Raw genomic sequence first — 18,876 nt, 5'->3', positions numbered from 1 at the left:
TCCGTGACATGGATGTCACGGCAGAGCCTACAGGGAACGTACTTGCGGCGTGTCACAGAAGTACCTGCACGAATAGCCTGCTGCAAGCAACTCAAAACAATGAAAGTCAACGCTACCATCAATAAATAAAAACAACTTAGCCAAATGTTATAAGCCAAAAATGCCAACACCTCATTCTAAGGTCAGCTTATTTTTGTTTGCACGAATAGGTCGCTCTTTCACATCCTGTGATCACGACATTTGCGCATCCATGCGCTTCACCTACTGCAAGCAATTCAAAAACAATACAGCTCAAGACTAGCACCAGCTAAGGGTTGTCCAAGTTGGCTATGGACATAGACAAAGAAACTTCAAACTTGTTTCCCCACAAGCCATCGAGCTTGCGATCCACGATCTCGCCACAGAACCACTTGTTTGCTATATTAGCGCCCATTAGTCTGTCGATTACGTCAAACCTACTATCAAACGTAATAGCAAACGTAGTCGCAACCATCACCACATTAAGGTCATTCAATGAAAATCGGTATTATTGGCGCCATGGAGCCAGAAGTCGCTCACCTCATCGCCTCTCTTACTAACCCTAAATTACAAACGATTGCTGGCATCGAATTTGTTGCCGGACAGCTAGACGGTAAAGATGTGGTGGTTACGCGATCAGGCATTGGCAAAGTGGCTGCGAGTATTGCTACCACACTGTTAATCGAAAAGTATGCCCCTGATTATGTGATCAACACCGGCTCTGCTGGCGGATTCGTCGACAGCCTAGCCATTGGCGATATTGTTATCTCATCAGAAGTACGTCATCACGATGTTGATGTCACCGCATTTGGTTATGAGATAGGGCAAATGGCGCAGCAACCTGCGGCGTTTATGCCTAATGCCACACTGGTTGATGCAGCCAAAAAGGCCGTCGCCAGCCTTGGAGAAGTTAACACCATCGAAGGTCTTATCTGCACTGGCGACAGCTTTATCTGCGATCCAGCGCGCACCAAAACCATGCTAGAACATTTCCCAACGATGGCCGCATGTGAAATGGAAGGCGCTGCCATTGCGCAAGTGTGTCATCAGTTTGATGTGCCGTTTGTGGTGATCCGTTCGCTGTCTGACAACGCCAATAACGACTCGCCAGTGGATTTTGACAGCTATATCGTTAAAGCGGGTCATCATTCGGCCTTGATGGTTATCGCCTTACTCAAACAGCTTTAATCTATCGCCTATGTTGCCAGATTTCACTCAACTGCTCGCTAATGAGAGCCCTCTGTATCAGGGGGCACTAACGCTATTGGTGGCCATAGTGCTGGCGAAACTGGCTCCTCTCCCCCGAGAGGCGCAAGCGTTTTATTGGTTTAGCCTGCTGGCTAAAAGTCTCGCAGCTAAGGTTAATCGTCGCCACCGCACCGCCTCTCAACAAGTGACTGCGGGCATAATGGCAACCATTTTATTGGTACTGCCTTTTTGGCTCATTGCCACATTTTTAGTGGAACTGGCTGCTTTTCCGTGGTTTTTTGAATTCATCATTCTCTACCTCTGTTTATGTGATGAGCAGTTTCATAAGGTCGCAGAAGAGGTCGCCCAAGCGTTAAAGCGCGATGATAAAACCAGCGCCCGCCGCCTGTTAACGCCTTGGATGTATCGCGACACCCAAGAGTTGTCAGAGATTGGTCTCGTAAAAGCCACTATCGAAAGATTGGTCACCTCGCCAGTGTACGGGTCTGTCGCTACCATTTTATTCTTCACACTCGGTGGCATCCCGTTAGTGCTTGGGGCCCGCATGATTAAGCAGCTCGAATATTGCTGGCCATCAGTAAACCCAAGGTTTAGTAATTTTGGCCGCCCGGTCTATTACCTCAGCTATGGGCTCTACTACCTCCCCACACTGTGTTGGAATTTTTCGCTAGCGATACAAGCAGGTCCTAAGGCACTGCTAATGTTGTTACGGCCGAAAAAAAGCCTGTACCGGGTGAACAACCACCTCCCCTCGTGCGAAATCGCAGCGCACGCCCTTAACATTGAGCTGGGTGGACCGATTAAAATGAACGGCACCAAAATCCGCGTTGAAACCATAGGTGATGGCCCCAAACCAAATGCGGACAACCTCAAACCTGCACTGACTTTGGTAAGTACAGCGATTAACATCTGGGTCTTATCTGTGATTGTCATTCCTGCGATGTGGGCGACACTGCGCTATCTTCAAAGCGTTTCGTAAGCGCTAGGTTTGTTTGTCTACCGATTGCACTAGACAAGCGATTTTTGCTTGGTATTATGCCCTCTCACCCAGCAACATCACGTTCCAATAGGCATAACTATTTTGTTTGAGAATCTTCACATTTCACTGACGACGCCCGCGCTGCTGTTTCCTGCTATCTCATTATTATTGCTGGCATATACCAATCGCTTTTTCTCTCTTGCTGCGCTTATCCGCAACTTAAGTAGTCAGGGGAAACCAGTCCATAGCGGCCAACTAAAAAACTTAAGGCAGCGTATTGTCATTATCAGGCGTATGCAAGAGTCAGGGGTCTTAAGCTTTGCACTGTGCGTCCTGTGTATGATTTTTATCTATATTGGCTTTAATAAAACCGGCTCCATCATTTTTGGTTCAAGCTTACTGCTGTTGCTCTACTCTTTGCTGTTATCGGTTATCGAGATCCGTATCTCCGTCGATGCCTTGAACTATCACCTAAAAGAGTTAGATCAGTGAGCCATTGGATCTATTTTTTTGACCTTTGTGGCACGGCAGTGTTCGCCCTATCTGGCGCGCTCGCCGCAGGACGTCACCGCATGGATCCGTTCGGGGTTATCGTATTGGCTTCTGTTACCGCAATTGGCGGCGGCAGCATTCGCGATGCACTGCTTGGCACAACGCCAGTGTTTTGGATCCGCGACCCCAATTACATCATCGTCATCTTAGCCACAGTCTTACTGACGCTTATCTTTATTCGTAAGCCTAAAAAGGTCCCTCAGTACACTTTACCGGTTGCCGATGCACTAGGTTTGGCGCTCTTTACCGTCATTGGGGCAGAAAAAGCACTCAGCCTTGGCTTGGGTGGCATGATTGCTGTAGTGATGGGCTTGATAACGGGCGTCGGAGGAGGCATGATTCGAGACTTGCTCTGTCGCCAAGTGCCGATGATTATGCGTACCGAAATCTACGCTACTGCATCAATTTTTGGCGGCATTAGTTATACATTGGCCATCCACTTAGGTGCCGCAAATGAGATAGCTTTAGGCCTTGCGATGCTAAGCGCCTTAACGATTCGACTCGCTGCCATCAAGTGGCATTTACGACTACCCGCATTCGATTTGAAGAAAACCTAACATGATCAAGCGATTTATACTCACAGTGTTAGCCTTACTCCCCTTGTTAGCGCAAGCCAATCCAGGGGATATGCCTCGCGAGCAACAGATGGCGGTAAAATACATTCAGGCGCTGACCGATCACGACTATAAAACGCTGGCCTCTTTTTATAATCGAGATAGCATCTTTAAAGATAGAACCGCCAGTAAAAGCTATACCGGACGGCGTAACATTTTAGAGTTCTTTGAGCGTGCGCATCGTGGTGTGCTTGAATATCATTTTAATATCGAGCATATGTTTAACTCCGGCTCTTTAGTGGTGATGATAGGTAACTACCACTATCGCGGCCCAGGCAGTCAATTTGGAAAACCTGGTAAGATTATCGAACTAGCGATTCCTGGTGTCACAACCATTAAAGTCGATATGAACAATCACAGAGTCAAAGTTCATGAAGATTTGATGGATTATCAAACAATGGCTGATCAACTTTCGACGCAATAAGGTGATAGGCGCGCTATATTCCATCCCTGGTTTTTGGCATAAATGTTCCAGACATAAATACCAAAAGATTCCATCCCTGGTTTTTGGCATAAATGTTCCAGACATAAAAAAGGCCTGCTGATGCAGGCCTTTTTTATGTCACTTAAGTTACACTAAGGTGATCTTAGCAAACTTACGCTTGCCGACTTGGAATACACCACTAGTGCCAGCACTGAGCTGCAAGCGTGAGTCTTCTATCTTCACGCCATCAATCTTTGCCGCGCCTTGCTTAATCATACGCATTGCATCAGAGGTGGAGCCAACCAGCCCGACATCTTTAAGCAAGTTAGCAATCGCAATACCTTCACCGGCAACAATCTCAAACTCTTCGATATCGTCAGGTAAAGCGCCTTTTTGAAAGCGATTGATAAACTCTTGATGTGCAGCTTCTGCAGCGGCTTCATCGTGAAAACGGGCAATGATCTCTTTCGCCAATAAGATTTTTACATCTCTTGGGTTTGTGCCTTGTTCAACATCAGCCTTAAGCTGCGCAAGCTCAGTCAACGGACGGAATGAAAGCAGATCAAAGTAGCGCCACATCAAATCATCAGAGATCGACATGATTTTGCCAAACATCTCACTCGCAGGCTCGCTTACACCAATGTAGTTGTGCGCCGACTTAGACATCTTCTTCACGCCATCGAGGCCTTCAAGCAGCGGCATCATAATAACGGTTTGTGGCTTTTGACCCGCAGACTTTTGTAACTCGCGACCCATCAGCAGATTGAACTTCTGATCAGTCCCGCCTAGCTCGACATCAGACTCTAGCGCGACTGAATCATAACCTTGCAATAGTGGGTACATAAACTCGTGAATCGCAATAGACTGACCCGATGCATAACGCTTCTTAAAGTCATCACGTTCCATCATGCGCGCAACCGTTTGCTGCGATGCTAGACGGATCATGCCTGCTGCGCCGAGTGGCTCTAGCCAGCTAGAGTTAAACTCAATACGCGTTTTGGCAGGGTCTAAAATCTTATACACTTGCTCTTTATAGGTTTCCGCATTTGCCAACACCTGCTCACGAGTTAACGGTGGACGAGTGCTATTTTTACCACTTGGGTCGCCAACCATGCCGGTGAAGTCACCAATCAAGAAGATCACTTCGTGGCCTAGCTCTTGGAAGGTTCTCATCTTGTTTAGAATAACTGTGTGGCCAAGATGAATGTCTGGCGCGGTGGGATCAGCTCCCAACTTAATGCGCAAAGGACGTCCCTCTTTTAACTTTTCCAGCAGATCCGACTCAAGAAGAATCTCATCGGTACCACGTTTTATTTCTGCTAATGCTTGGTCTAAATCAGCCATCTTGGCAGCTACTCCTAAGAGCCTATAGGTAAATAATGGGGACTAATGTTACTTGTTAGCCAGCACAAATGAAAGAGTGTACACTAACAGGATCGCCTTAAGTGTTAGAAATTGGTATCGGAGTCAATGGGAAAGGTTATTACACTCTTAAAACTATTACCCAAAATACATCAAATCCTCTTGAGTATATTGGTATTGGTTACGTTAACCGTTGTCTTTTTACCCTCTGACGATGCTCAAGCCTCAAAGTCGGCCAATCGTTCGCTAACTGGCACCATTAACATTGGCAACGGCCCCGATGCCAGCAACAATGAAGCAAATGGCGATGCTCATGCCTACCCAGTGCCATTAGCCTTTCGAACTCCCCAAGCACCTAGTGCCTCAGAGATTGCCAAACAAACCAGTAAATCTAACGACGTTAGCCTAAGCGGCACCCCCCTATCTTCGCCAACCGTACTCGGCACAGCAGACGAAGTCGAAACCCTTGAGCCTGTGCCAAACGAACACAGCAAACAGTTTATTGTTCAAAAAGGCGATACCTTAGCTGCGCTGTTTAAACGCGCAGGTCTTAGTGCGCGAGATGTGTACGAAATAACCCAATTGCCTAAGGCTAAAAAGAACCTGTTGAAAATCATGCCAGGCGAAGAGATCGTTATTGTCAAAAATGACGCAGGTGAACTGACCAAGGTGTTGTACCACTTAGACCCTATCTCCACGTTAAGCATCAGTAAGGCTCCAAACGGTTACAGTGAGGAAGTGCTCACTAAACAGGTGGAAAGTCGCACTAAATTTGCCAGTGCAACCATTAGCAGTAACTTCTGGAATGCAGGTGTCGGTGCAGGACTAACCCCAAACCAAATCATGCAACTTGCAACCATTTTTGGTTGGGATATCGACTTTGCACTCGACCTTCGACAAGGCGATAACTTTGCCATTTTGTTTGAAGAGGAATATGCCGACGGTGAGTTCCTCCGCAACGGGAACATCTTAGCCGCCGAGTTTAACAACCAAGGCGATAATTACACCGCAGTGCGTTACACAGACGGCAGCTACTATTCAGCCGAAGGACGCAGCATGCGTAAAGCCTTCCTGCGCTCACCGGTCGACTTTAAATATGTCAGCTCTAGTTTTAATCCACGTCGCCTGCATCCGGTAACAGGGCAAGTCAAGGCTCACCGAGGCGTTGACTATGTGGCCGCCGTAGGCACCCCGATTAAAGCGGCGGGTAAAGGACGGGTCATTAAGTCAGGGTACAATCAATACAACGGCAACTATGTGTTTATTAAGCACAACGAAACCTATACCACTAAGTACTTGCACCTTAAAAAACGCAAAGTGAAGCAGGGACAAACGGTCAAGCAGGGACAAATCATCGGTACCTTAGGGTCAACCGGCCGGGTAACTGGTGCACACCTACATTATGAGTTCATCGTTAACGGTGTTCATCGCAACCCTAGAACGGTGAAATTGCCGCAGTCTTTGCCTATCGAAAAGCAGCATAAAAGCAAATTCCTCGCGCTAAGTAAGCAGCTCATGGCTAAACTTGAACAAAACAAGCAGCTACGACTTGCCGCACAATAGGATCCTTTCATGACCAGTAACTTATATATCGGCCTGATGTCTGGCACCAGCATGGACGGCGTCGATGCCGTGCTCGTCGATTTCAGTGATGACAATATCAAGCTGTTAGCCAGCCATACCGAAGCGCTACCCAGCCACCTGCTTAGCGGCTTACAACGCTTATGCCAATCAGGTAATGATGAAGTTAATCGTGTTGGTACCTTAGATCGCAGCGTCGGTAAACTGTTTGCGCAAGCGGTCAACAATCTCATCGATAAAGCTGGAGTAGATAAAAGCCAAGTACGCGCCATCGGTAGCCACGGACAAACCGTGCGCCATATGCCAAATCTCGAGATGGGGTTCACCTTACAAATTGGTGACCCAAATACCATTGCTGCGTTAACGGGTATCGATGTAATCGCTGACTTTCGCCGCAAAGATATCGCCTTAGGCGGTCAAGGCGCGCCATTAGTCCCCGCCTTCCACCAGCAGTTATTTGCCCAAGCTGGCAGCAAAAGAATGATCCTCAATATCGGCGGTATCTCAAACGTGACCTACCTGCCTGGTGATGCGAGTGCTGTGATTGGGTTTGATAATGGGCCAGGCAACACCTTGATGGATGCGTGGATTAAGCAAGTAAAGGGGGAGCCTTACGATAAGGCTGGTGCATGGGCAGCGACAGGCTGCAGTGATAAAGACCTGCTCAAACAGATGTTGTCTCACTCTTACTTCTCACTGAGTGCGCCAAAAAGTACTGGTCGAGAGCTGTTTAATCAAGCTTGGATGGAGCAACAAACCGCGGACTTTGGTTACCTCAAAGAGGTCGATATCCAATCGACCCTATTAGATGTCACTTGCCATGCAATAGCTAACGACTGCTTAACCTTAACCGACTCAGCGCAAATGTATGTCTGCGGCGGCGGCGCCTTTAATGATGAGTTGTTGAAGCGATTACGCCACTTACTGCCTCACTACAATATTGAAACCTCAAGTGCACTGGGGATCAATCCTCAATGGGTTGAAGGCATTGCCTTTGCCTGGTTGGCAATGCGCTATCAAAAAGGCTTGCCCGGTAACCTACCTGCGGTCACTGGCGCATCGAGAGAGGCTATTCTTGGCGGCTTGTTTCCAGCAGCGTAATACACAGCTTTAAACTGATTGGTATTACTGCAGTAACTTATGCTGTAGGCGGATAACATCGCGCTTATAATTTTGCGACTGAGTTAATAATAAGCTGTGTAACTCAGGCATGTAGCCCATTGAACCCGCTCTGGGCATGGTACCTGGCGGTAATTTAATGATAGGCGTGACAAGTTCGGTGTTGAATCGCCAAAAGTTAATCAGCTGAAATCCTTGCTGATTATCTCTAAAGTAGATCCCTTTTTCTGTCGCAATCCAATTGTAACCTTCATCAAACTTTTTCTCGCTGATCAACACATGAACCTTGTCTGGCTGTGACAAATCGATAGACCATAATCCATCTTTATCAGCACGGGTAAAAAGCAGCTGCTGACTCGATATCATCTGACCTAATCGCATATCGATGTGACTCAGCACCTGAGGCAGACGGTTATCTAGGTAGAACTCGGTAATGCCGTCATCTGTACTGGCGATAACAGTTTCATTGTCCCACCCCCAACTTGGACGATTATGATCCAAATAAGGCGTGGCTAAAATAGCAATGTTACCCGTTTGCAGATCAAGGACATGAATTTTATTGCCTTCATTTTGATCATCTGGCGCTAAAAAGGCAATTTTACTGCCGTCTCTGGACCAGCTAGGATAAGCGACTCGCCGTTTAAGGTTTGTATGCTGACGTCTATTATTGCCCGTGCTATCGGCGCTCCAAATCTCATTAAACCCCGTTTCATTGGAAACATAGGCAATACGCTGGGCTATGGCCGAATAGGTTGGATTACGATAACTGTACTCCACCCGTAACAGCGGAAAACTAGTGGTCGGTATCGACTGCTCCAGCGCTAAGCTGGTGACTCGGTAATCTCGTATGTAGTTAGCGTACACTAACTCATTGCTATGAGGGATAAAGCGTGGGTAGCTCATGCCCTCCACATCTAACGCCTGAATACCCTCATGTTCAACATCAATAAGGTAACCGTTTCTCACGCCTGAATTTTCGGTGCTAAAAACCAAGCGATGTCCATCTTTATGCCAGCTTAAACCACGAATATCTTCCAACCCCGTTGTCAGTCGGCGCTCTTGCCCTGTGGTCAGGTCGAGCAAAAAAATATCTTCAGATATATTGCCAAAACGGCGAGAAATAGCCATGTAACGTCCATCGGGACTAAAGGCAACATCCCTATCTCTATGGCTGCAATGATTGATACACGATAAACGCACGGGCAGACTGTCAGTCTCCTTTAATGCAAAGCTATACAAGCCTGACGTTGCATCACTGTTGCTTTGCCAGATAAACACTAGACGCTCACCATTGGGCGATACGTCTAATGCTGCGGTATAGCTATTACAGGGCGTTAATGGGCGGGCTTCGTTACTGTCAAGGGTTAGCTGCATAATTTGGCAATCTTTCAACTCCTGAGACGGGTAATACAACATCTGCCCGTCTGGGCTCCACACCGCACGTAACTCTGAACTTTTTGCTGACGTCAGTCGCTTTGGCATCTCTGTAGGCGAATTGAGATCTTTTAAGTAAAGGCTAGAACGCTTACCGTTGCCGCGACTGCCATATACCAACCAACGACCATCGGGCGAGACATTGGGATAAAGCTCCGCATCAGCCGCTTTCGTAAGCTGCTGCTTTACAGTCGGAATCAAATGAACCTCATCATGATAGAGGTGCCAAACTAGTAGTGCACTAACAGCTACCAGCACTGTGCCACTAGCCAGCGCAAATTTGGTCAGTTTGCGCTGCAGTAAGTTGATCTGCTTTTCGGCTCGTCGTAATAAATCTGGCTCGTCGACTAAGTCCTCGGCATTAAATTGTGGCGCAATAAGTAAACGATAACCCGCCTTTCTTACTGTCTCTATGATCGGCTGCTCGCTATTCAACGGCTTTAATTGCTGGCGCAAGTGCCATATTGCATTGGTTAAGGCTTTGGTCCCAACATATCCATTACCGTCCCAAATCTCTTCGATAAGCTCATCACGGGTGACTACGTTAGGGTAGTGGCGTGCAAGGTAACTTAATACTTCAATAAATTTGGGCTGCAAAGACAAGCAAACGCCATCTGTCTTACTCTCGGCATCAAACACCACGCTGTTATCTGCAGGCGACACCTTGCAGTGACCCAACGAAAAATTCGCCTGTTTAGAAACTTTAACACTACCGCTCATCTTCCCTGCATCTCCTTGTAGGTCAAAACAGTTATTCAGTTAACGCTTACTCCCCCTACATTTGCCAACAAGCGTAGCCCTTTTAACCAAGTGATTACAACCGAGAAATAGATATAGAATAGACATGTAAACCACTGGAAGAAAAGGAAATAGATGTTTAATCGATATATAAACAATCTATAAACGACACCCCCAACATTGCTCGTCAGCAACAATTTAATTACAACTGACACCAGTAAACAGCAGGCTACCTCGATGGTTACAACCATACCGTCTATTGACACTCTCCTATCCCTAAGAGTGACTTATCCATGCCCCGACGTTTGCAGCAAGTAAAGGTAGTTAACGATAAGAATAAGGACAGCAACTAGATGAAACCTCAACTCAAACAATCAGCATTAACCGTCGCCTTAGCAATGGCACTAACCCCAGTGTTAAGCATTGCCGCTGAGACAAACACAACTGGCACACAGTCGGCCAAGATGGAAAAAATCGAAGTCACGGGTTCACGCATTAAACGCACCGACTTTGAAGGGGTTGCACCAGTAACCGTTATCTCAGCCGATGATATTGCAAATAGTGGCCTCAGCTCTATTTCAGAAATACTCCAAGCATCAGTGGCTAATACTGGTGGTTCACTCAATGGCGAGAGTGACGGATTTACTGATAGTGCTAGTTCAGTCAACTTGCGCGGTATGGGAGCCAATCGCACCTTGGTACTTATCAATGGTCGTCGTCAGGCATCGTTTCCTAGTGCGGCCGGTGGCACAACAAACTTTGTTGATACCTCAGACATCCCCACCGCAGCAGTTGAACGTATTGAGATTTTAACTGGTGGCGCATCGGCTATTTATGGCTCTGATGCTGTAGGTGGTGTGGTCAATATTATTTTGAAGAAACAATATGAAGGAGCTAAGGTCGCTGCCAAATACAACCACCCAACACAAGGTGGTGGTGAGCAGTTAGACCTCTCCTACTTGCAAGGCTTTAATACCGAAAAGAGCCAAACCTTAGTGATGCTCGAATATAAAAAAGTTGAGGCGATCAAAACTGAGCAACGCGATGGTCTATATAGCCCAGCTTACTATGAAGACGAAGATGGTGACATTCGTTGGGGAGCAGGCCCCTATGGTGATGCCACGCCCTCAAGCTGGGGCGCTTGGATTAGGGACTATGGTAAAGTCTACACCGACAGTAAATACAGTCCACTCGATAACACCCAGTGCACCGAGCGCTTTGGTGATAAGGGAATTTACATCCCAGCAGGTACCTATGACTGTTACTACGATAAATACGCCGACCGCGGCCTACAGTCAGCTTACGATCGCCTAAATCTAGTGGTTAATACCACCTATGATCTCAATGATGACTGGCAGCTCTATGGCATGATAAACGCCTCCTACAAAGAAGCCTCTAAGTACAAAGATGAAAAAGGCTTTGGCGTATATATCTACGAAGATGAGGCCACTGGCGCAATGAGCTATGACGCCAATGCATTCGAAGACTCAAACAAATTCCAGATGCGTCGTCGAATGGAAGAGTTTCCAGGTGATCGTACTTATGAGACCCAAAATACTAAAGCCGCCTTCTCTTTTGGTGCCAATGGAACTGTGGGAGATTACGAATTAGATCTCTCTTGGTCGAGCGGTTTTAACCGTTATGAAAAACAGAACACGCATATGGTCAGTGCGGATGCCTTGCTTGATATCGTCACCTTCAACCCTAACGACAGTGATCCAACCAAGTGGTACCCCAATAATGCCCTGACATCTGAACAGATTGATCAACTAATTGGCAGCGCCACCAAAGACTCAACATCCAGCATGCACCAGTTCCAAGCGGTCTTTACTGGAGATCTAATGGAACTGTCAGCGGGCACGATAGGCTTTGCAACCACGGCAGAGTGGGCCAGAGAGAGCTACGAAGATACCCTCGATGAGATCACCATGAGTGGCGGCTACATTGGTATGGGAGGCACGGGTGGCGAAGGCGATAGAGACCGTGTTGCTATCGCAGGTGAACTGCAAATACCGCTGTTGGCAGACCTTACGGGCGTCAAATCGCTCGATCTGTCTGCCGCGCTGCGTTATGACCATTACCTAGATGATTCGAGTGTGGGTGGCGCAACAACACCTCAAGTGGGTATCACTTATCGCCCAGTCAGTGAAGTGATGATCCGTGCCAATATGGGTAAAAGCTTCAGGGCGCCAGACATGCACCGCCTCTATGCGGGTTTAACTCGTAGCTTTGGTAGCACAGATTATGTTCATCCAACCATTCCGGGAGAGATATATGAAGACAGCTATGATGGTTTTAGCTCAGGAAATCTCAACCTAACTGAAGAGAAAGGTGACTTTTGGAACTTAGGCCTTGTTGCCAACCTCAGTGATAATGCAGATTTAACCTTAGACTGGTGGAATATTGAACTAGAAGGCGCAGTAAAAACTATCTCCACTAACGAGATGCTTGACGACAACAGATTCGATCAAACCGCAAACTATAACAGCTGCGAGAACATGGATATCGTCGGTTATGTGACTGAGCTCGACGATGATGGTATTCGAAATCTTGCCTGTATGCGTAAAGGCCCGATTAACAGCGCCTATGAAGCATCAGAAGGTATTGATGCCAGCGTTAACTACCGCTTCCCTGAAACTTCGGCAGGTGAGTTTAAGTTAAAACTTGCAGCTTCTTATCTGCTAAAGAAGGAATATCAGGAGAGTGTTGATACTGAAATCGAGGATGAGACCAAAACTAACTACGTGCCGAAATGGAAAGGCAATGCCAGCCTAACGTGGAACCTCGCTGATTTTAGTGCAACATTAGCCTATTACTATACTGGCAAAGCTGTGGGTGAAGATACATTTACCCTTATCGATGCCGATGGCGATGACTATGAGGTGGACGACTATCCAGATACACTCGATGCTTACCAAACCATCAACCTTACCCTTGCCTATAGCACGCCTTGGAAAGGTAAATTCAGTGCTGGAGTGAAAAACCTCACCGATGAGATGCCACCACTGTTTGATGAGCGCAATGATCGTCACAACGACTGGCCATTCTTTGAAGAGGACAACAGTAGCTACTCAACGGTAGGCCGTACGTTATTCTTGGGTTATTCTCAAAAGTTCTAGCCGACTCTGTATGTTGAAATTAAGCGCCTCTTTGGGGCGCTTTGCTTTAACACACCTTCTTTATCAGGAGATACCATGTTTAATCTCAAACACCTATTGGCTGTCCTGGTACTGTTGTCCAGCCAATACCTTGTTGCGGGTGACTACCAACAACCCTCAGCTCCACTGATGCAAGTTCTACAGCAACCTAAAATGGTTGATAGCCGTTTATCAGCAAACGGCATCTATTTAGCCGTCATGACCCCCATATCATCTCCCAGCATCGCCAGCCTCGCCAGCGAAGAGGTCAAGCTCGCAGGGCTAAGGTTAGCCCCAAAAAGCCTAAGTCAAAGCCGCCCTAAAAAGCGCTATAGCCACATAAGCTTAGTGAACTTAGACAATCAAGAACAACACTTCATTAACCCGAGTGCGGGCGCCATCGCTAACGTAAGGTTTTCGCCTAATAGCCAATATCTAAGTTATATTGCCATCAATGAAAGTGCAGCCAACCTATTTTTATACAGCATAAAAAATGGCCAAACACGACAACTTAACAACACTCCGCTTAACGCCGTATTTGGTGCCAATTATCAATGGTCTCATGATAGCAGCGCCATCTTAACCACTCTAGCCGTGGCTAGCATCACAGAGCCCAGTACCACTATAGGCCCCAACATTAGCCAAGCCTTTGGTGAAAGAGCGCCTCGACGTACTTACCAAGACTTATTGCAAAACCGTCAAGATGAGGTGCTATTTGAACAACTGGCCACTAGCCAACTCGCACTATTATCGCTAAAAGGTGCACATAAACAAATTGGTAGCCCTGGCATCACCGTCCACTACAAGCTCTCACCCAACGATCAATTTATTTTGCTAAAACAGATTCGTCCGCCCTATTCGCACATCGTAAAATACAAGGACTTTGCTCACCATGTCGAACTCTATTCAGCCACGGGGACTTACCTTAAAGCGTTTGCCCATATTGACAGTGGCGAGCTTAGACCAGCGGGTGCTGACTCAGTCAATACCGGCCCTAGGCTTATCCATTGGCGACAAGATAAACCTGATACCTTAGCCTTCGTCACCGCCTTAGATAAGGGCGATGGGGAACAAGAGTTCCCATTACGCGATAGACTCCAAACCTTAAATGCCCCTTTTAATGGCGCAGCACAAACCATTGCAACCACGCCTTGGCGCATCAACAGCGTAAAATGGACCGATAGCAACACCCTGTTGCTTACTGAAAAGAACAACAACGAAAAAAAATTGCGTGTCAGTAGCCTTGATTTATCGACTGGAAATACACTTAAACTTTGGTATGAAAAGTCAATCCGTGACATCTATCAACACCCTGGCACCTTAGTTTATCGCGCACAAAATACCGGCGTCGCCCTGGTTAAAACCCATAAAGGCAAGGTGATTCACTTTGGCAAAGGTGCATCACCAGAGGGATTAAAACCCTTTTTAAAGCAGACCGACTTAACTAATCATGTCAGTGAACCTTTATGGCAAAGCGCAAAAGATAAACTTGAGCAGGTAGTACATGTGGTGAGTCTATCGCCACTGAGGTTGGTTATTAAGCGTGAAGATGCTATTAGCCCTCCGCAGTTAGTGTTATTCAATCAACAAGATAGTACTGAGCACTTGATCTACCAACCGCCCCAAACCTTGAGCGCCTACCAAGGGATGACACGGCAACTAATCACCTATCAACGTGCCGATGGGCTGCCACTATCCGGCATGCTCTACCTACCTAAAGGTTACCGTAAAGAGCATGGCCCTTTACCCCTGCTGATGTGGGCTTACCCAAGAGAGTATAAAAATGCCAACGTGGCGGCACAGGTCGCCTTTTCAGCCAATCAATACCAGAGCATCAGTGCCAAAGGCCCGGTCCCCTTTGTTGCCAAAGGCTTTGCTGTATTCGATAAGGTCTCGATGCCAATAGTGGGAGAAGGTAAAAACAACCCCAATGACAGCTTTCGCGATCAGTTAGTCGCCAACGCCAAAGCCGCCATCGACACGTTAAGTGATATGGGGGTTGCAGACCCTGAACGGGTGGCTATTGGTGGTCACTCCTATGGTGCCTTTATGGTTGCCAATCTACTGGCTCACTCAGATCTATTTAAAGCCGGAATCGCTCGAAGTGGTGCCTACAATCGTAGCTTGACGCCGTTTGGGTTCCAATACGAGAAACGTAATTATTGGGAAGCACCCGACCTTTATCAGCAGATGTCGCCCTTTACCCATGCTGATAAAATCGATGAACCACTTTTGATCATCCATGGAGAGATGGACGCCAATTCAGGCACCTACCCCATGCAGTCAACTCGACTGTTTAACGCCATTCGTGGCCTTGGGGGCAAAGCACGCCTGGTGATGCTGCCATTTGAAAGCCACAGTTATGTGGCGCAAGAATCATTGCAACACATGCTGTGGGAACAAGAGCAATGGCTTAAAAAAAACCTCCAACCATAATGAATACGGGCACTGACACAATCGCTGCAGCGCCCGATTCAACTGCTGCGCATAAAAGTTTCACTTTCAATATATTTAATAAAGGCTAAAGTAGATAAGTGGTTAACAAGTCCACTCTTTCAACCCATGCAAACAAGGAATAGTGACATGAATATGACGCAAAAAATGGCCGCAGAGTTTATTGGCACTCTGTGGTTGGTATTAGGCGGGTGTGGTAGTGCAGTTTTAGCCGCAGCCTTTCCAGAAGTCGGTATAGGCTTATTAGGTGTATCCTTCGCTTTTGGTCTAACAGTGTTAACCATGGCCTATGCGGTAGGCCATATCTCGGGATGCCATCTTAATCCCGCCGTCTCTTTTGGCTTGTGGGCTGGCGGGCGTTTTCCTGCCAATGAGCTCCTTCCCTATATTGTGGCGCAAGTCGCAGGCGGTATTGCCGGTGCCGCTATCCTATACCTTATCGCGTCAGGCAATGCCGATTTTAGCCTTAGCAGTGGTTTCGCCTCAAACGGATATGGTGAGCACTCGCCCGGTGGTTATACCCTCACGGCTGCACTGGTCTGCGAAGTGGTGATGACACTCTTTTTCTTACTCATCATCTTAGGGGCAACCGATAAACGCGCCCCAGCAGGCTTTGCCCCTATCGCCATTGGTCTTGGGCTAACGCTAATTCATTTAATCAGTATTCCTGTGACCAATACCTCGGTAAACCCGGCACGCAGCACAGGGCCAGCACTCTTTGTCGGTGATTGGGCCATTTCGCAACTTTGGTTATTCTGGGTCGCCCCCATCGCAGGCGCCATCTTAGCCGGCATTATTTACAAGTTTTTTAATACACCAGAGACACACTAAGAAATGGCGCCGATAGAGACCCGCTATATCGGCGCTTCACTTCCTTATCTTCCACTCCTCTTCGCGCAAATTATTTTAACCTCACCCTCAACAGATGTTATGATTCCCGCCAATCGGTTCTACCGTCCCAATGTAAAGAGAATACCATGAGCAAAAGTGCAAAAGACGCCAGCAAAATGACCCCTGAAGCGCGTTACGATTACCTTGTTGAACAAGCTAAATCAGAAAAGGTCCTATGGACACTTCAAGATTTAGATGGCTGTGTGATGCTAACCACTGAAGATGAGGATTGCATTCCTATGTGGCCATGTGAAGAGTCTGCTAAGCAGTGGGCTGTCGATGACTGGGCTGACTGCACCCCGTTAGCAATTCCACTTGATGAGTGGTTAGAGCGTTGGGTACCTGGCATGCAAGACGATGATCTGTTTGTGGCGGTTTTCCCAGTGCAAGAAGATCTTGGCGTGGTGATCCCACCTTATGAGTTAGAACAGCGCTTAACCCCAAAACAGCGTCACTAAGCTTTTAATAGGAGAGCAAGCCGTGTCAGAACCCACTTCAACAACCCCTGAAGAGACTCGTGAGCAACAAACTAGTGTTGTTGCCGCTAAGCTGCCAAAACGCTTAATACTTCTGCTGCTATTTTTGGCGATTGCCTCAATAAGTGGCATTGTTGCGAAACAGGGCGTACTGTTTTGTATTCTGACACTCTTCATGGTTATTGCTGTGTTAGGTCGACAAAAGGCCGGTCTTTACATGCTCCGAGGCTATACCATCATTCAACTTGGTCTCGTCAGTCTATTGCCCGTTATCTTGTATGACCCTGATAACTTAGTTGCGGGGCCATCGACCTTTAGACTGGGTGATTGGGAGGGTAAGCTGCCTGACTATTTGGTATTTGGCCTATTGATTACGCTGTCGGTTGTGCAGGTGTGGGTGGCATTTAATGCCAAGGTTAAAGCCTATTGCCACGTTAAAACCAACATGAATATCATGCGCTAGATTCTAGATTGAGTATAAGTATTCCAGACACAAACACCAAAAGACTCCGTCCATGGCTTTTGGCATAAGTGTTCCAGACACAAAAAAGCCAGCAATGCTGGCTTTTTTTATTGCTACATCTCAATCTAAATTTACACTGAGAAACTTGCGCCACAACCACAAGTTGTTGTTGCATTTGGGTTTTTAACGAAAAAGCGAGATCCCTCTAGACCAGAGGTATAATCCACTTCGCCACCCACTAGGTATTGCAAGCTCATGGGATCAACCACTAACTGAACACCCTGCTTCTCAACGGTAAAATCACCTTCATTGACTTTTTCATCGAAAGTAAAGCCATACTGAAAACCTGAGCAACCACCGCCTGTTACATATACACGTAACTTAAGCGCTTCGTTTTGCTCCTCATCCAACAAGGTTTTTACCTTTGAAGCTGCCGCATCAGTGAAGCGGATTGGCATTGTATCTTCAACTTGTTCAGTCATTACTACCTCTAACATCGGTTTGCTGGGCGGAATTATCCGATACCTGACCATTTTGTTCAAGTAATAGTCGTGGCTGTTGTGAATTCTGTGAGCTATTTGCATCAACTTCTGCTTGAGTCTCTGCCATGGCGGCGCTACCAAACTGCAATACTTGCATCGCTTCGCTCGATAACTCACTGTCTAGGATTTCGGGTTTAGGCAGTAACTCTTGTGCCGTAAAAGATTGTTCAGCAGTAGCTCCTTTGCTCCAACGGCTTGCAGGCACAATCACTTTGGCCTCTAGACGAGAGAACTCAAAATCCTCAGGGAAGGTAACGACGGTTTCTAACACCTGAAAATAACGAAAACTGAAGTTGAATTTATCTTCAGTCAAAGAGCTAAGCGGTAAACTGACAACCTTACCTCCCTGTAAGCCAACAAAGTTAAGCTCTGCACGCCCCTTTAATCCCTGTTTACGCTTTTGTAATTGAGTGAGTACCAACTTAACCCGATATTGCTGCGGCAATAAGCCTGCAGACATCTCAGCGCCATGAATCGCCACTCCATCTGCTTGGTGCTCGGGCGCCATAATGCTGCGGTAGAAAGCGAGTTCACGATCAAGCTCTTTCTGCTTTTGATGTTGCTCTAAAAACATCGCTTGCATATTCTGATTGGCTTCACGCTCTAACGACAATTCTAAATTACGTGCAGCCAACACTTCAGCCTGTTCCGTTAATGCCTGACTAATCTCCACCTCTCTGCCATCTGTGTTAACCTGAACAACTTGATGCTGTGATGACCAAATCTCCCAGGTGAGAACGCCAGCAAAGAATGCCACCAGCACCAAAAAAAACAGATAAACGCTCGAAGGTCTAATTTTTCGCTCAACCACTTGCATGCGATCGACCCAACGATGATAATTTGGCATTAACTATTAGCCCCTTATAAAAAATCTACACTCATA

At 46.9% G+C, this 18,876-nt stretch carries 16 protein-coding genes; 12 read left to right on the top strand and 4 right to left on the bottom strand.

What is annotated here, in order from left to right; genetic code table 11:
- Window positions 1-513: 513 nt before the first annotated feature.
- The 5 genes from BEL05_RS16685 to BEL05_RS16665 all read left to right on the top strand — a co-directional run bounded on the left by BEL05_RS16685 (window position 514) and on the right by BEL05_RS16665 (window position 3,796).
- Entirely contained in the window at window positions 514-1,206 is a 693-nt protein-coding gene (locus BEL05_RS16685; RefSeq protein WP_069671860.1) for a 5'-methylthioadenosine/adenosylhomocysteine nucleosidase, read from the top strand.
- Window positions 1,207-1,216: 10 nt separating this feature from the next.
- Complete coding sequence (locus BEL05_RS16680; RefSeq protein WP_069671859.1) at window positions 1,217-2,206, top strand: cobalamin biosynthesis protein CobD/CbiB; 990 nt, start codon at window positions 1,217-1,219, stop codon at window positions 2,204-2,206.
- 102 nt (window positions 2,207-2,308) lie between these two features.
- Window positions 2,309-2,698: a DUF2721 domain-containing protein gene (locus tag BEL05_RS16675; protein WP_028762255.1), complete on the top strand. Its 390-nt coding sequence runs from the start codon at window positions 2,309-2,311 to the stop codon at window positions 2,696-2,698.
- Entirely contained in the window at window positions 2,695-3,315 is a 621-nt protein-coding gene (locus BEL05_RS16670; protein ID WP_028762256.1) for a trimeric intracellular cation channel family protein, read from the top strand. The genes BEL05_RS16675 and BEL05_RS16670 overlap by 4 nt, the downstream gene beginning before the upstream one ends.
- A 1-nt stretch (window position 3,316) precedes the next feature.
- The gene (locus BEL05_RS16665) at window positions 3,317-3,796 is read left to right on the top strand and encodes a nuclear transport factor 2 family protein (RefSeq protein WP_051412856.1); all 480 of its coding nucleotides are present in this window, start codon (window positions 3,317-3,319) and stop codon (window positions 3,794-3,796) included.
- A 147-nt stretch (window positions 3,797-3,943) separates the two neighbouring features.
- On the opposite strand, the gene tyrS is transcribed toward BEL05_RS16665, so the two are convergent.
- A complete protein-coding gene (gene tyrS / locus BEL05_RS16660; protein ID WP_028762258.1) occupies window positions 3,944-5,140 on the bottom strand; it encodes a tyrosine--tRNA ligase in 1,197 nt (398 codons plus the stop codon).
- A 126-nt stretch (window positions 5,141-5,266) separates the two neighbouring features.
- Between tyrS and BEL05_RS16655 the strand changes: the two genes are divergently transcribed.
- Window positions 5,267-6,721: a peptidoglycan DD-metalloendopeptidase family protein gene (locus BEL05_RS16655; RefSeq protein WP_069671858.1), complete on the top strand. Its 1,455-nt coding sequence runs from the start codon at window positions 5,267-5,269 to the stop codon at window positions 6,719-6,721.
- A 9-nt stretch (window positions 6,722-6,730) separates the two neighbouring features.
- Window positions 6,731-7,840 (top strand): anhydro-N-acetylmuramic acid kinase, encoded by a 1,110-nt coding sequence (locus tag BEL05_RS16650; RefSeq protein WP_069671857.1) that lies wholly within the window; start codon window positions 6,731-6,733, stop codon window positions 7,838-7,840.
- Window positions 7,841-7,864: 24 nt separating this feature from the next.
- On the opposite strand, the gene BEL05_RS16645 is transcribed toward BEL05_RS16650, so the two are convergent.
- Window positions 7,865-10,012, bottom strand: coding sequence for a winged helix-turn-helix domain-containing protein (locus BEL05_RS16645; protein ID WP_069671856.1), 2,148 nt, complete (start codon window positions 10,010-10,012; stop codon window positions 7,865-7,867).
- Between the two features lie 371 nt (window positions 10,013-10,383).
- On the opposite strand from BEL05_RS16645, the gene BEL05_RS16640 reads away from it, so the two are divergent.
- From BEL05_RS16640 to BEL05_RS16620, 5 genes are all read left to right on the top strand, one after another.
- Window positions 10,384-13,149 (top strand): TonB-dependent receptor plug domain-containing protein, encoded by a 2,766-nt coding sequence (locus tag BEL05_RS16640; protein WP_069671855.1) that lies wholly within the window; start codon window positions 10,384-10,386, stop codon window positions 13,147-13,149.
- A 75-nt stretch (window positions 13,150-13,224) separates the two neighbouring features.
- A complete protein-coding gene (locus BEL05_RS16635) occupies window positions 13,225-15,603 on the top strand; it encodes a S9 family peptidase (RefSeq protein WP_069671854.1) in 2,379 nt (792 codons plus the stop codon).
- A gap of 147 nt (window positions 15,604-15,750) precedes the next feature.
- Window positions 15,751-16,452, top strand: a complete 702-nt coding sequence (aqpZ, locus tag BEL05_RS16630) for an aquaporin Z (protein ID WP_028762264.1) — start codon at window positions 15,751-15,753, stop codon at window positions 16,450-16,452.
- Between the two features lie 146 nt (window positions 16,453-16,598).
- Window positions 16,599-16,970, top strand: coding sequence for a DUF2750 domain-containing protein (locus BEL05_RS16625; protein WP_028762265.1), 372 nt, complete (start codon window positions 16,599-16,601; stop codon window positions 16,968-16,970).
- A gap of 22 nt (window positions 16,971-16,992) precedes the next feature.
- Window positions 16,993-17,451 (top strand): hypothetical protein, encoded by a 459-nt coding sequence (locus BEL05_RS16620; protein WP_069671853.1) that lies wholly within the window; start codon window positions 16,993-16,995, stop codon window positions 17,449-17,451.
- 131 nt (window positions 17,452-17,582) lie between these two features.
- Here BEL05_RS16620 and erpA read toward each other — a convergent pair whose 3' ends face one another.
- Complete coding sequence (gene erpA, locus BEL05_RS16615; RefSeq protein WP_028762266.1) at window positions 17,583-17,933, bottom strand: iron-sulfur cluster insertion protein ErpA; 351 nt, start codon at window positions 17,931-17,933, stop codon at window positions 17,583-17,585.
- Window positions 17,926-18,840 carry a DUF6776 family protein gene (locus tag BEL05_RS16610; RefSeq protein WP_028762267.1) on the bottom strand — a complete coding sequence of 305 codons (915 nt, stop codon included), beginning with the start codon at window positions 18,838-18,840 and terminating at the stop codon, window positions 17,926-17,928. The genes erpA and BEL05_RS16610 overlap by 8 nt, the downstream gene beginning before the upstream one ends.
- Window positions 18,841-18,876 lie beyond the last annotated feature (36 nt).

Origin of the sequence: Shewanella colwelliana (genome assembly GCF_001735525.1) — a bacterium.
Lineage (GTDB): Bacteria > Pseudomonadota > Gammaproteobacteria > Enterobacterales > Shewanellaceae > Shewanella > Shewanella colwelliana.
This window is presented reverse-complemented; position numbering and strand designations above follow the sequence as displayed.

Bases quoted from the DNA above. Each gene is read 5' to 3' on its own strand.
- BEL05_RS16650 (WP_069671857.1), top strand. From the start codon at position 6,731: ATGACCAGTAACTTATATATCGGCCTGATGTCTGGCACCAGCATGGAC.
- BEL05_RS16625 (WP_028762265.1), top strand. From the start codon at position 16,599: ATGAGCAAAAGTGCAAAAGACGCCAGCAAAATGACCCCTGAAGCGCGT.
- BEL05_RS16685 (WP_069671860.1), top strand. From the start codon at position 514: ATGAAAATCGGTATTATTGGCGCCATGGAGCCAGAAGTCGCTCACCTC.
- tyrS (WP_028762258.1), bottom strand. From the start codon at position 5,140: ATGGCTGATTTAGACCAAGCATTAGCAGAAATAAAACGTGGTACCGAT.
- BEL05_RS16635 (WP_069671854.1), top strand. From the start codon at position 13,225: ATGTTTAATCTCAAACACCTATTGGCTGTCCTGGTACTGTTGTCCAGC.
- BEL05_RS16640 (WP_069671855.1), top strand. From the start codon at position 10,384: ATGAAACCTCAACTCAAACAATCAGCATTAACCGTCGCCTTAGCAATG.
- erpA (WP_028762266.1), bottom strand. From the start codon at position 17,933: ATGACTGAACAAGTTGAAGATACAATGCCAATCCGCTTCACTGATGCG.
- BEL05_RS16645 (WP_069671856.1), bottom strand. From the start codon at position 10,012: ATGAGCGGTAGTGTTAAAGTTTCTAAACAGGCGAATTTTTCGTTGGGT.
- BEL05_RS16610 (WP_028762267.1), bottom strand. From the start codon at position 18,840: ATGCCAAATTATCATCGTTGGGTCGATCGCATGCAAGTGGTTGAGCGA.
- BEL05_RS16655 (WP_069671858.1), top strand. From the start codon at position 5,267: ATGGGAAAGGTTATTACACTCTTAAAACTATTACCCAAAATACATCAA.
- aqpZ (WP_028762264.1), top strand. From the start codon at position 15,751: ATGAATATGACGCAAAAAATGGCCGCAGAGTTTATTGGCACTCTGTGG.
- BEL05_RS16680 (WP_069671859.1), top strand. From the start codon at position 1,217: ATGTTGCCAGATTTCACTCAACTGCTCGCTAATGAGAGCCCTCTGTAT.
- BEL05_RS16665 (WP_051412856.1), top strand. From the start codon at position 3,317: ATGATCAAGCGATTTATACTCACAGTGTTAGCCTTACTCCCCTTGTTA.